General features: G+C 60.0%; 7 protein-coding genes and 1 pseudogene. 6 read left to right on the top strand and 2 right to left on the bottom strand.

Going from position 1 to position 13,498, the window contains the following annotated elements; translation table 11 throughout:
• Positions 1-75 precede the first annotated feature (75 nt).
• Positions 76-1,062: pseudogene (locus tag QJT82_RS33195) on the top strand (efflux RND transporter permease subunit); the annotation flags it as partial.
• A gap of 194 nt (positions 1,063-1,256) precedes the next feature.
• Positions 1,257-7,142 carry an AAA family ATPase gene (locus QJT82_RS33200; RefSeq protein ID WP_051447954.1) on the top strand — a complete coding sequence of 1,962 codons (5,886 nt, stop codon included), beginning with the start codon at positions 1,257-1,259 and terminating at the stop codon, positions 7,140-7,142.
• Here the strand turns inward: QJT82_RS33200 and QJT82_RS33205 are convergent.
• Complete coding sequence (locus QJT82_RS33205; RefSeq protein ID WP_028341943.1) at positions 7,137-7,529, bottom strand: response regulator; 393 nt, start codon at positions 7,527-7,529, stop codon at positions 7,137-7,139. The genes QJT82_RS33200 and QJT82_RS33205 overlap by 6 nt on opposite strands.
• Before the next feature lie 222 nt (positions 7,530-7,751).
• Between QJT82_RS33205 and QJT82_RS33210 the strand changes: the two genes are divergently transcribed.
• From QJT82_RS33210 to QJT82_RS33225, 4 genes are all read left to right on the top strand, one after another.
• Positions 7,752-8,387, top strand: a complete 636-nt coding sequence (locus tag QJT82_RS33210; RefSeq protein WP_028341944.1) for a response regulator — start codon at positions 7,752-7,754, stop codon at positions 8,385-8,387.
• A 395-nt stretch (positions 8,388-8,782) separates the two neighbouring features.
• Positions 8,783-9,673: a LysR family transcriptional regulator gene (locus QJT82_RS33215; protein WP_028341945.1), complete on the top strand. Its 891-nt coding sequence runs from the start codon at positions 8,783-8,785 to the stop codon at positions 9,671-9,673.
• A 199-nt stretch (positions 9,674-9,872) separates the two neighbouring features.
• A complete protein-coding gene (locus tag QJT82_RS33220; protein WP_028341946.1) occupies positions 9,873-10,274 on the top strand; it encodes a hypothetical protein in 402 nt (133 codons plus the stop codon).
• A gap of 361 nt (positions 10,275-10,635) precedes the next feature.
• Positions 10,636-12,231: a GMC family oxidoreductase N-terminal domain-containing protein gene (locus QJT82_RS33225; RefSeq protein WP_028341947.1), complete on the top strand. Its 1,596-nt coding sequence runs from the start codon at positions 10,636-10,638 to the stop codon at positions 12,229-12,231.
• A gap of 77 nt (positions 12,232-12,308) precedes the next feature.
• On the opposite strand, the gene QJT82_RS33230 is transcribed toward QJT82_RS33225, so the two are convergent.
• Positions 12,309-13,322: a helix-turn-helix domain-containing protein gene (locus QJT82_RS33230; RefSeq protein ID WP_028341948.1), complete on the bottom strand. Its 1,014-nt coding sequence runs from the start codon at positions 13,320-13,322 to the stop codon at positions 12,309-12,311.
• Between the last annotated feature and the right edge of the window lie 176 nt (positions 13,323-13,498).

Consider the following 13,498-nt stretch of genomic DNA (forward strand, 5'->3'; position numbering starts at 1 on the left):
GCTCGCCCGTAATTTTTTGGCCGCTGTTCATCTCGCCGCTCTCGTCGCATATTGGCTCAATTGAGTCTGGACCCTAACACGCCGCAGCTGTTCGTCGACATCGATCGCGTCAAGGCGCAGAAGCTCGGCGTTCCGATCGCCAACATCAACGACACGATCCAGACCTATTTTGGCTCCACCTACGTCAACGACTTCAACCTGTTCGGCCGCACCTATCATGTCACCGCGCAGGCCGACCTGCCGTTCCGGAAGGACAGCCCCGATCTTGCCCGGTTGCGTACCCGCAACGTTGCCGGCGACATGGTGATGCTCGGCAGCATCGTGGACTTCAAGGACGTCTCGGGACCCGACCGCGTTGCGCGCTATAATCTGTACTCGGCGTCCGAACTGCAGGGTGAGCCGGCACCGGGCGTGAGCTCGACGACGGCGCTCAACACCATCAAGCAACTCGCCGACCAGACCTTGCCGTCGGGCTTCTCCTTCGAATGGACCGATCTGTCCTATCAGCAGGTGACGGGCGGCAATGCCGGCCTCTACGTGTTCCCGATCTGCGTGCTTTTCGTCTATCTGGTGCTGGCCGCTCAATACGGTAGCTGGACGCTGCCGTTCGCGGTGATCCTGATCGTGCCGATGTGCCTGTTCGCGGCCACCATCGGCGTGCGCATCATGGGCCAGGACGTCAACATCCTGACCCAGATCGGCTTCGTGGTGCTGGTGGGGCTTGCGGCCAAGAACGCGATCCTGATCGTCGAATTCGCGCGCGACATCGAGCTCGAGGGCCGGCCGCGGCTGGACGCGGTGATCGAGGCCTGCCGGCTCCGCCTGCGGCCGATCCTGATGACCTCGTTCGCCTTCATCCTCGGCGTGCTGCCGTTGGTGGTGTCGACCGGCTCGGGTTCCGAGATGCGTCAGGCGGTCGGCGTCGCCGTGTTCTTCGGGATGCTCGGTGTCACGCTGTTCGGCCTGATCTTCACGCCGATCTTCTACATGGTGGTGCGCAACCTTGCGGAAGGAAAGAACGAGGGCAAGAAGGATCAGACGACCGCGGCTGCAGCCGAGTGAACCGCCCCGGGTTCCCCTGCGTCAGCGGGCATGCGGTTATTGGTCCGCGTGTGCCACCCTGCCAGCCGCAAGACCGAGGGGCGACTGGCTTTTCCGGACCGATGGAGTACGCTTTCTCGAGTGGCCGCGTGCGTGCTGCGCGGAGAGCTTGATTAGCCGACTTCAAGCTGAAGCCCGACGCCGGGATCTGACAGATGGTGCAGCAGTTGCTGAACGTCGCGTACTCGCATGGTAGCTCTCAGGTGTTGTGGGCGGACGGCGAGCGCGTGTTCAGCCGAGGCTGGCGACTGGATGACAATGGCAACCGGCTCGCCGTTCTGCTCGTTGCTCCTGCCGCCGACCAACCGTCGCGCTCAAGGCTCGATCGCCTCACGCACGAATACGAGCTGAAGGATGAGCTCGATAGCGCATGGGCGGCACGGCCGCTCGGTCTCATACGTGACGCCGGTCGGACCGTGTTGGTGATCGATGATCCGGGCGGCGTGCCGCTCGACCATCTGCTCGGTGCGCCCATGGATGTAGGGCGCTTTTTGCGGCTGGCTGTCGCTATCACTTCGGCTCTGGGAAAGCTTCATCAGCGCGGGCTTATTCACAAAGACATCAAGCCAGCCAATATCATGGTGGACTGCGCAGATGGAGAGGTGCGGCTCACCGGGTTTGGTATCGCATCGCGCCTGTCCCGCGAGCGGCAGGCTCCCGAACCGCCCGAGACCATCGCCGGTACGCTTGCCTACATGGCGCCTGAACAAACCGGGCGGATGAACCGCTCGGTCGATACCCGCAGCGATCTCTACGCCCTCGGCGTCACGCTGTATCAGATGCTCACGGGTGTCCTGCCCTTCACAGCGGCCGCCCCGATGGAGTGGGTGCACTGCCATATTGCAAGATCACCAGCGCCTCCCAGCGAGTGGTCAACGAATCTCCCAGGCATCGTCTCCGCGATCATTATGACGCTGCTCGCCAAGACGGCTGAGGAGCGTTACCAGACAGCTGCCGGCGCCGAGAGCGATCTACGGCGTTGCCTAGCTGAATGGGAAGGCCGACGCGACATCAACGAATTCCCGCTCGGGGAGCACGACACTCCAGACCGGCTGCTGATTCCCGAGAAACTGTATGGTCGGACTGCCGAGATCGATACCCTGCTTGCTTCCTTCCATCGTATCGCCGCCGGCGGCAGGCCGGAGTTGATGTTGGTTTCCGGATACTCTGGCGTCGGCAAATCCACAGTCGTCAACGAGCTTCAGAAGCGGCTCGTTTCGCTTCGTGGCCTTTTTGCATCGGGCAAGTTTGACCAGTACAAGCGCGACATTCCTTATGCCACACTTGCACAGGCCTTCCAGAGCCTGATCCGCCCGCTGCTGAGCAAGACCGAAGCGGAACTGCGGCAATGGCGGGAGGCACTGCTCAAGGCGCTCGAACCGAACGGCCGGCTCATTGTTGATCTCGTCCCGGAATTGAAGCACATCATCGGCGAGCAGCCACCGGTCCCCGAATTGTCGCCGCAGGATGTGCAGGGCCGCTTTCAGCTGGTGTTCCGGCGATTCATCAGCGTGTTCGCGCGGCCGGAACACCCGCTCGCCCTGTTCCTCGACGATCTCCAGTGGCTCGATGCAGCAACGCTCGATTTGCTCGACGATCTGTTGAGCCGGCCGGATGTGCGGAATCTGTTGTTGATTGGCGCTTACCGCAGCAACGAAGTCGATCTCGTCCACCCGCTGATGCGCAAGCTCGAAGCGATGCGCCAGGCTGGAGCGCGATTGCAAGACATCGAATTGGCCCCCCTAACCGGTGGAGACCTCAGACAACTCATTGCGGATTGCGTTCACAGCGAACCCGAGAGAATCGCGCCGCTGGCACGGCTGATTCACGAAAAGACAACCGGCAATCCGCTTTTTGCTATTCAGTTCATTTCGGCGCTCGTTGACGAAGCATTGCTCACTTTCGATTATGGCGAGGCACGATGGTGTTGGGACCTGAATCGCATTCACGCCAAGGGTTACACCGACAATGTCGTGGACCTAATGGTTGGGAAGCTGAATCGCCTGTCTGCCGAATCCCGGAACGCGTTGCAGAAGCTCGCCTGCCTGGGCAATGACGCAGGGTTCGCCATGTTGCGGATCATCTACCAGAGCTCCGAGGAGGAGATGCATGGCCAGCTTTGGGAAGCGGTGCGAGCAGGGCTGATCTTTCGTTCGGACAGTTCCTACACGTTTCTGCACGACCGTGTTCATGAAGCGGCCTACTCCTTGATTCCGGAAGAATCTCGCGCCGAAACCCACCTCCGAATAGGGATGCTGCTCGCAGCGCGAACCCCTCCAGAACAGCTGGAGGAGACGATTTTCGAAATCGTCAATCAGCTCAACCGCGGCTCGCGTCTTATCACGTCAATTGAGGAGCTTGAGCGGGTCGCCGAGTTGAATTTCATTGCAGGTAGACGCGCCAAGACCTCGACGGCGTATACCTCGGCGCTGAACTATCTGCTCTCCGGCGCGGCCCTGTTGCCTGCGGGCTCTTGGGAACGCCGTCGCGACCTGATCTTTGAGCTCGAGCTGCACCGGGCCGAATGTGAGTGCCTCACTGGTGCACTGGCGGAGGCAGAGCAGCGGCTGGCGGCGCTGTCAACCCGAGCCGCAACGACGATCGAACGAGCCCGCGTCACGTGCCTGCAGGTGGATCTTTACACGACACTGGACCAGGGCAGCCGTGCGATCGCAGTCGGTCTCGACTATCTCCGTCACCTCGGCATCGACTGGTCGCCGCACCCGACGGAAGACGAGGCTCGGCGCGAGTATCAGCGGATCTGGTCGCAACTCGGCTGCCGCACAATAGAAAGTCTTATTGATCAGCCGTTTATGAGCAATGCCACTTCGCTCGCGACCCTCGATGTCCTGACGAAGCTCGGGCCGCCTGCCCATTATACTGATGCGAAGTTGCGTTCGATGGTCATCTGTCGGGCGGTCAATCTTAGTCTCGAGGGCGGTAATTGCGACGGCTCGTGCTACGCCTATGCGGTGCTTGGCAGGCTTGCTGGACCGGAATTCGGCGACTATCAGGCGGGACTTCGATTCGGCCGTCTCGGCTATGAACTGGTCGAACGGCGGGGGTTAAGGCGCTTTCAGGCCAGGACCTATTTGAACTTTGGATATCTGCTCATGTTCTGGACGAGACATGTCCAGGAAGGCCGTGATCTGCTGCGGCATGCGTTCGAGACCGCAAACCAGATCGGCGACCTGACTTTTGCCGCATATTACTACACCCACCTGAACACGTATCTTCTCGCGGCGGGCGATCCGCTCGATGACGTGCAAATCGAGGTTGAGCATGGTCTCACCTTCGCGCGCAGCATGCGGTTTGGTTTTGCGGTTGATTCAATCGCCGGTCAGCTTGGGCTGATTCGGACACTCCGCGGCTTGACGCCGATTTTCGGTCGCTTTGACGACGGTCAGTTTGACGAACGTCTGCTGGAGTCTCGCTTCTGTAGGAACCCGGATCTTGCGTTGGCAGCGGGCTCGTATTGGACCCGCAAGCTGCAGGCACGCTTCTTTGCCGGCGACTATGCCGGCGCCCTCGAGGCGTCATTGAGGGCGCAACAGCTGCAGCCGACATCGGCGTCCTTTTTCGAATGCGCGGAATACCACTTTTATAGTGCGCTCTCCAGAGCTGCATTCTGCGAGCCCGCGGCGGCCGACCGATGCCAGGAGCATGTCAGGGCACTCGCCGTGCATCACCGGCAGCTCGAGGTCTGGGCGACGGCTTGCCCGGACAACTTCGAGAATCGCACCGCACTCGTCGGGGCTGAGGTCGCCAGGATCGAGGGTCGTGCGCTTGATGCCGAGCACCTTTACGAACATGCTATCCACTCGGCACACACGCATGGTTTTGTTCACAACGAGGCGCTCGCCAACGAGCTCGCTGCACGCTTTTATGCCGCACGCGGCTTCAGGAAGATCGCGAATGCCTATCTGCAAGATGCGCGGTCCGCGTACATCCGATGGGGAGCCGACGGCAAGGTACGCCAACTCGACGAGTTGTATCCGCACCTAGGAGAGGAGAAGCCGATTGCCGGATCCACCAGCACGATCGGAGCATCTGTTGAACAGCTGGATCTAGCTACCGTTATCAAAGTCTCGCAAGCGGTGTCGGGCGAGATCGTTCTAGACAAACTTGTCGACACACTTATGCGTACGGCGATTGAGCACGCGGGTGCCGAACGAGGGCTGTTGATTCTGGCGGTAGGTGATGTCTATCGGATTGAGGCGGAAGTTACGACAAGCAATAATAAGGTGACCGTCGGTCAGCGACGAGCGACTGTAACCGCCGCGGATCTGCCGGAGTCCATCCTACACTACGTGATCCGGACGAAAGAGAGCGTTCTTCTCAAGGATGCTGCAGCTCCGAGCTCGTTTTCTGCCGATAAGTACATTCATCAGCATCACGCCCGTTCAATTCTCTGCCTGCCGTTGCTCAAACAAGGCACGCTTGCTGGTTTGCTCTACCTCGAGAACAACCTGGCGGCCTACGTCTTCACACCCGATCGCGTCGCGGTGCTGAAAGTTCTCGCGTCGCAGGCGGCGATCTCGCTGGAAAATTCGCGGCTCTATCGCGACGTCGCAGATCGCGAAGGTAAGATTCGGCGTTTGGTCGACGCCAACATCATCGGAATCATCATCGCCGACGGCGAAGGCCAAATTCTTGAAGCCAATGACGCGTTTCTACGCATTTTGGGATATGACCGCGAGGATTTGGTTTCGGGCCGTATGCGCTGGACCGAGCTGTCCCCGCCCGAATGGCGCGAGCGCGACATGCTGACTCAAGCAGAACTGAGCTCGACCGGGAGAGTTCAGCCTTTCGAAAAGGAGTATATTCGGAAAGACGGCAGCCGTGTGCCCGTGCTTATTGGCGCCGCTTTGTTCAAGGAGGGAGGCGACGAAGGCCTTGCATTCGTACTCGACTTGACGGAGCGCAAGCGGGCCGAGGAAGCGCTGAGCCAAGCACAAAGGCTAAGCCGCACCGGAAATTGGATCTACGACGCGACAGCGATGCGTTATCTCTACTGGTCGGATGAGAGTTACAGGATTTGGGGGTTTGATCCGCTGCAAGGACTTCCAAGCCGGCAAAGTATGTGGGAACGCATTCACCCGGAGGACCGCGACAGAGTGTGGGCCGCGGTCCAGGGGGCCGTGCACCAGAAGAAAGATTTGATTACCGAGTTCAGACTCCTCCTGCCGGATGGGACGATCAAATGGGTCGAAGGAACCAGCTATCACGTGTTTTCCCCCCGGGGTACGCTGGCTGAGGTTATCAGCACAACCGTCGATGTGACTGAACGAAAGCTGGCACAGGAGGAACGTGAAAAGCTGCGCCAGCTCGAGCTGGATTTCGCCCACATCAACCGCGTGAGCATGATGGGGGAATTGGCAGCTTCGCTGTCTCACGAAATTCTGCATCCGATTGCGACCGCTCGCAACAATGCTCGTGCGGGGGTGCGTTTTCTGGAAATGAATCCACCAAACCTGGGGGAGGTCAGGGAAGCACTCGGTTGTGTCGTCCGGGACGTGGACCGGGCCAGGGACATCGTCGGACGGATGCGTGATCACGTCAAGAAAGCGCCAACGCGGAAGGAGTGTTTTGACCTCAACGCGGCCATCAACGAAGTGCTCATATTGGCGCAGAGCGTGACACATCGGAATGAGGTTTCAGTCAAAACCCGGCTTGTGGATGGACTGCCTCCAGTTCTGGGTGATCGCATTCAGCTGCAGCAAGTCTTGCTGAATCTGATTCTCAACGCGGTCGAGGCGATCAGCTTGGTTGCAGATGGAGCAAGGGAGCTGTTGATCGGCACAGAGCAGGATCCGACAGGCGTCCTCGTGGCCGTAAGGGATTCGGGGCCGGGCATTGATGCGCAGCATTTGGATCGGATCTTCGACGCCTTTTACACCACGAAGTCCAGCGGAACAGGGATGGGGTTGTCGATATGCCGATCTATCATCCACGCTCATGGGGGCAAGTTGTGGGTAGAAGCAAACGAACCTCGTGGAGCCGTATTTCGGTTCACTCTGCCTGCGGACGACGACTCATGAATTGTCTTCAATGGGCCGGCCCGGCTGCAGAGCCCAACGAAGGCATCGCTCGAGATGGTCGTCGTCCACCGGCTTGCTGAGGTAGCAAGCAACCCCGTCTTTAAGAGCCTGATGCCTGATGACCTCATCGGGGTAGGCGGTAACGAGGATTGTCGGGATCTGGTACCCTGCATCGACCAAATGCCTGTGCAACTCGAGTCCGGTCATTCCGGGCATGCTGACGTCGGTGATCAGGCAGGCGGTTTCAGCCAAGACAGGCGATGCCAGGAACTCGGCCGCCGACGGGAACGCTTCGACAATGTAGCCCAGAAACATTATGAGCTTCCGCATCGACTCACGATAGGGCTGGTCGTCGTCGACGATAGATATCACTGTACGGTTCAACATTGCGGGTTCCAGGCACGTCCACCGACCGGCACGGCGACACCTCGCAGCATGCAAGTTAATGTCACGGACATTCCCCGATAGCGCAAGGCCGCCGTTCCTAAGCTATGGCTTAGGCTTTTGGCTATCCGCTTAGGCGACGGATATTGTTCATCGCGACAGATCGGGCGTAGAATGACGCCGGAAATAGGGAAAATGTGCTTCCTCAACGCAGGATTACCGAGAATGGGTGAGGCAGATCCCAGTGTCTTGGTTATCGATGACGATCCCGAGTTTCGCGACTCGGTCGTGCGGCTGTTGCGGACAGTCGGCTTATCTGCCCGACAATTTTCGTCTGTTTCAGATTTTCTCAAGGCCGATCCGCCGGACGGTCCCACTTGCCTGGTGCTCGATGTGAGAATGCCGGGGCGAAGCGGTCTTGAGCTTCAACGTGATCTTGTCACCGCAAACAGGCAGGTGCCGATCATCTTCATTACGGCGCACGCGGACGTACCGATGACCGTGCAAGCAATGAAGGGCGGCGCGATCGAGTTCCTCACAAAGCCATTTCGTGATCAGGACTTGCTTGATGCCATTCAAGCCGGCCTCGATCGCGATCGCGCCCGTCGCGAGAGTGATAGCGCATTGGCCGCGCTCAAGGATCGCTTCGGCACGCTCAGCTCCCGCGAGCGTGAAGTCATGCTCGGCGTCGTGGCCGGTCGCCTGAACAAGCAGGTTGCCAACGATATCGGCATCACCGAATCCACGGTAAAGGTACATCGCGTGAATCTGATGCGAAAGATGAAGGCGCGTTCGCTTCCCGAGCTCAGCCGAATGGCGGACCTTCTCAAGGTAAGACACCAGCAACCGCAAAGCTCCTGACCTCAAGGGGCATGTCGTCAGCTCTGTTGTGCGAGCGCAGCCGTCTAATCGCAAATTGTGTCTGCCGCGTTTTGCCGCGCCGTTGATTCCCTCCCTCACGTGCCCATCCGGCTAACGGACACGTCGCGCGATCGCTTCTAAGCGAACGCTTAAAACGGGCGGCGACAAGCGAACCGCACAATACCTGCGTGCAATCGACCGCAGTACCCCAAGCTGCCAGACTGCGCTCAACAAGGTTCTCGTTGGAAAGCCGCCTTTCTAACTAAGCGAGCTTACAATGCGCCCAGTTATCGGCCGCTCGGCGCAGCCCGAACCGGGATTTGATGTGCATTACGGCACTCTTAGTCCGGATAGGGATCGGCAATCGTGTTCCATCAACTTGACGGAGATCAACCGTGGAGCTTCATCAAGTTCGCTACTTCCTCGCTGTGGCATCCACGCTCAACTTCACCCGCGCTGCCGAGCAGTGCAACGTTGCGCAACCCGCCCTGACCAAGGGAATACAGAAGCTGGAGCAGGAACTCGGCGGCCAGTTGATCTACCGCGAACGCCGGCTGACGCAGCTGACCGACCTTGGAAAGGCAGTCCTTCCAATGCTGGAGCGCACTCTGGCCTCGGCAGAGGCGGTGCGCCGCAGGGCACAGGAGTTCCAACGCAAGGAGGTCGCGCCACTGAAGATCGGCCTCGCCCCATCGATCTCTGCATCGCTCGTCCTCGATCCGATTGCGGAGACAGCGAAGTTCGTGCCTGGACTTCACGTCGAGCTGCGCGAGGAGGCCGCTGAGAAGCTCGTCGACCTCTTGCTCAAGGGGGATATCAGCGCCGCAATGGTCGGGGAAGTGCAGGACATGCCTGCCCGCATCGACGATTGGTCACTGTTCGAAGAGCGCTATGTCGCGGTACTCGCGCCGACACACGAGCTTGCAAATCATTCCTCGCTCGGCATCGATGACCTCCGTGAGACCGTCTTGCTGGAACGCGCCGGATGCGACATCACCCCGAAGATTCAACAGTCGTATTTCCCTGAGGGGCCATTCCATCTTGGGCACTCCGGAAGCAATGACTTGCACGTGCAACATCTGGCTGCCGCTGGCTTCGGTGTGATCATCGCGCCCGAGCACATGCCGCGTCTCGCGACGCTCAGGACGATCCCGCTCGAAGGCGATCTGGTCTCGCGGGAGGTGCGGCTGTTGACAGTGCAGGGGCGCCGCTACTCGCCGGCGCTGGACGCTTTCGTCAAGGTCGCACGGCTTCGCGACTGGTCGGCCGTTGTTCGGACGGCGTGAAGATCGTGGTCCGTCGCGCCGGGCGAGTGGAATGGAAATGATAACGACCCGGCATTTCTAATGATTGGCGTCCCTGCTTACTAGTTGTCTAACCGAGCTGAGTGACTGTTGCACGGGACGGCGTAGCCGTTCTCTTGGATACATCCGCTCTCCGCGTCGCAAGAATCGGCTCGAGCAATCAAGTCAGCAGGAGTCTCCGATGTCGTTCCGCTTCATCACCAAGTCCATCCACGCCTACCTGATCGACTACCCCGTTGCGATCGCCTTGATCGCGGCACCGTTCGTCCTGAAGCTCGGCCAGAGCGGGCCGGCCGCGATGTGGCTCTCGGTTGTCGCCGGTGCGGCCGCCCTGCTGCTGGCCGCGCTGACCGACCATCCGACCGGGCTCGTGCGCATTATTCCCTACTGGTTGCACCTTTGGGTCGATCGGGCCGTTGGGGTGGTGTTTGTCATTGCTCCGTTTGCCTTCGAATTCGCCGGGCTTGACGCCTGGTACTACTGGGTTCTCGCCGCCGCCGTCCTGATCACGACCTCAGTCCTGAACGCGCCCGAGAAGCCGGTTGCGATGCATTCGGAGTTCGGCAGGCGCGCCGCTGGTTGAAGGCGCCAATGATGCAATCGAGGGCGAGACATTGCTAAGTTTCGTCCGCTGGCGTTCGTCCCGAATGGGCGCGTTAGAGGCATGGACCGGATCATCCTTTTGAACGTCGATGGGTGGAAGGCTTGCGCGGTGCAAGCCTTCGAGCGGTGCGGCCAGATCCTCTAACGTCCGTGGAGTACGGCGGGTGACGATAACGACCGTCTATCGACTCCATGGCGAGAGGTGATTTCCCTCGCCGAGGTTGCAAGATCACCCTCCAAAGGCAAGGCCCGCTCAATCTCTTGATCAGCGCCGCGATAGCGTGGCGCCGATTATAGGCGTTGATCGGACGAAAAAATGGTTGCGAAAGAGAAAGACACAGATGTCCCAAGAGAGATATGACATCGTCATTGTCGGCGCGGGTGCGGCCGGCTGCGTGGTCGCGAGTTATCTCGCCGAACACACCGATGCGTCGATCGCGCTGATCGAAGCGGGCGAGATGGATCGCGATCCGTTCATCCACATTCCGGCGGGCTTCGCCAATATACTGGTTCACGACCGGCATGTCTGGAAATACGACACAGTTCCCCAGCACGGCAAGAGCCGAGCATATCGCTCGGGCAGGGTGCTAGGCGGGGGCTCCTCGATCAACGCGATGTGCTATGTGCGTGGCCAGATACGCGACTTCGCCGCGTGGCAAGATGCAGTCGGCGACACCGGTAAATGGTCGTATGAAGACCTGCTTCCCGTCTTCATGGCACAGGAGCGCAACGACACCTTCCACGACGAATATCACGGCATCAATGGTGGTCTGGCGGTGCAGTTGCCGAAGGGCATCAACGAGCTGAACCAATATTGCCTCAAGGCCTTCCAGGAGTATGGGATTCCCTATAATCCCGATTATAACGGCGAGAGCCAGATCGGTGTCTCGCCGGTGCAGTCGACGGTCGGAAATCAGCGCCGGTGCAGTGCAGTCGACGCCTATCTGCGTCCGCACCTCGTCTCAGGCCGCGTCACTCTCCTCACCAGCACGACCGTCGTTCGGATTCTTATCGAAAACGAGCGGGCTGTCGGTGTCGAGATGAAGGGCAACGATCTCGAGAGGATCACGGCCGGCGAGGTCGTGCTGTCGGCCGGGGCCGTCCATAGCCCGAAGATTCTCATGCACTCGGGTATTGGACCAGCCAGGCAACTGCAGCAGCACGGCATTGCGGTGATCGTCGATGCTCCGGGAGTGGGCGAAAATCTTCACGATCACCCGATGGTGCCCGTTCGTGCCTATGTGAAGGGCGATCTGGGCTATCAGGCCGCCGCGCAGGGGCTCGGCACCGTCAAGGCCGGCCTGCGCTATCTCATCACCAAGGATGGCCCGGCCTCGGGCAACGGTATCGAGACAGTTACCCATTGGAATCCGTCGGACTTCGCCGCCGACCCCACGATCCAATGTTATCACGCCCCTATCATCTTGAACGAGCAACTCGGCCCGACCGGCGACCGCTCGGGCGTCACTTTCGAACTCGTGGTGCTTCAGCCCAAGAGCCGTGGCTGGGTGCGCCTGGCCGATAGTGACCCGACGTCGATGCCCCTCATCAACCCGAACTTCGTCGGCGAGGAGGAGGATCTGAGGGCCGCGGTGCAATCGGTGCGCGCGATCCGTGAGGTAATGGCCCAGGAGTCGCTGGCGTCGGTGATTGAGCAAGAGATGGATCCTGGCTCGCAGGTCCAGTCGGATGCGGAGATCGGCGAGTGGGTGAAGCGTGTCGTGACGACGATGTGGCATCCGGTCGGCACGTGCCGGATGGGGCAGGATGAGAAAGCGGTGGTCGACGCGAGGCTCAGGGTCCGCGGGGTCGAGGGCCTGCGGGTGATAGACGCCTCGATCATGCCGAACATCACCAGCGGCAATACCAACGCTCCGACCCAGGCGCTTGCGCGCCACGCCACGGCGATGCTGGTCGACGATCTCAAGCGGGCCTAGCGAGCTCTGTTGAAAGCCGGCGACCCCGACGGTACCAGCCTCCCGCCCATGCCCGCGAGGGTATGCGCGGGAGATGGCTAGATATCCTTCCGGGCATCGTCATGCCTGGCCATCCGCCGATAGTCGCTCGGATCTCGATCGTACGCTTTTCGAAAAGCGCGCGCGAAACTTGAACGGCTCTCGTACCCCGCATTTTGAGCAACAACGTCGATCGACGTCGTCGTCGTCGCCAAATCGATCGCAGCCTGGCGCATTCTCAAGTCCCGCAGGATCGCCATCGGGGTTCGTCCAAAGACTTCAGAGAATCGGGCCATGAACGCCGAGCGGCTCAATCCCGCACTGTGTGCCAAGCTTTGAACCGAGTGGCCGGCTCCAGGCCGCGCCACCATTTCCGCAAAGGCGCGGGAGAGCTGCCTGTCGGCAAGTATCGAGAATCGCTCAGTCCAGCGCTCGGATGATCTGAGGGACCGTCGCACCAATGCGACGATGATCTGCTTGAGCAGGGACGCGGTCATGGCTCCAACGCCGACCTCTTGCTGCAACAGCTCGTCCATGGCTTCGCGAAGCTTCAGATCGATCCTGTCTGCGGGCTCGAACTGCTCGATCACCGGCTCCCGGAGGTCTGCGAACAGCCTCACGGACTGGCCGAACGATGCGTTAAAAAATCCGCATATCTGAACAATTTCGGGGAGCTCGTTTGGCACCGCGACGCGGAGGATGCCCTCTTGACGCGTCCAGCAGTCTCTCGAAATGAGCTTCGGTGGCCCGCCGTCTCCGTCAACCTCGATCGTGAAAGGCGTGTTTGGCGGCACGATGATGAGCAAGTGAGGGCTCAACTGTATCTTTGGTCCGCCGTTGATCGAGATGTGTCCGACGCCACTCAAGTTGTAGTGGATCCCGGGTGCGTCGATCATTCCCATCTCGACTCGATGGCTGCGGGGCACCAGAAGCTCGGTCAGCGCGATGACGTCGATGTCGAGGTCCTGCATCAGGTTGTTGAGGTCTGTTGCAGACAATTTGACAGTCGAGCGCGCGGGCGGAAAGGCGTTCTGCCCGACGACAGCCTGCGCTAGAACCGCTTTCGTGTGCATGACCGTAGTGGCCCTCTACTGTCTGGCTAATGGCGCCAGTCGTGCTTTGAAGCCTGTTCTCCAGCGACGGTGTCGCCCTACTCGCGCGCGCCGTTGACCGATCGTCGTCCCGGAATCGATAGAGCAATCATGATCAGAACGTCCTGGTAGGGAAGTGAAACTCTTGCAGGTCCAAC

This window comes from Bradyrhizobium sp. Mp19 (assembly GCF_029952935.1).
GTDB classification, from domain to species: Bacteria; Pseudomonadota; Alphaproteobacteria; order Rhizobiales; family Xanthobacteraceae; genus Bradyrhizobium; species Bradyrhizobium elkanii.

Bases quoted from the DNA above. Each gene is read 5' to 3' on its own strand.
- QJT82_RS33200 (WP_051447954.1), top strand. From the start codon at position 1,257: ATGGTGCAGCAGTTGCTGAACGTCGCGTACTCGCATGGTAGCTCTCAG.
- QJT82_RS33205 (WP_028341943.1), bottom strand. From the start codon at position 7,529: ATGTTGAACCGTACAGTGATATCTATCGTCGACGACGACCAGCCCTAT.
- QJT82_RS33210 (WP_028341944.1), top strand. From the start codon at position 7,752: ATGGGTGAGGCAGATCCCAGTGTCTTGGTTATCGATGACGATCCCGAG.
- QJT82_RS33220 (WP_028341946.1), top strand. From the start codon at position 9,873: ATGTCGTTCCGCTTCATCACCAAGTCCATCCACGCCTACCTGATCGAC.
- QJT82_RS33225 (WP_028341947.1), top strand. From the start codon at position 10,636: ATGTCCCAAGAGAGATATGACATCGTCATTGTCGGCGCGGGTGCGGCC.
- QJT82_RS33230 (WP_028341948.1), bottom strand. From the start codon at position 13,322: ATGCACACGAAAGCGGTTCTAGCGCAGGCTGTCGTCGGGCAGAACGCC.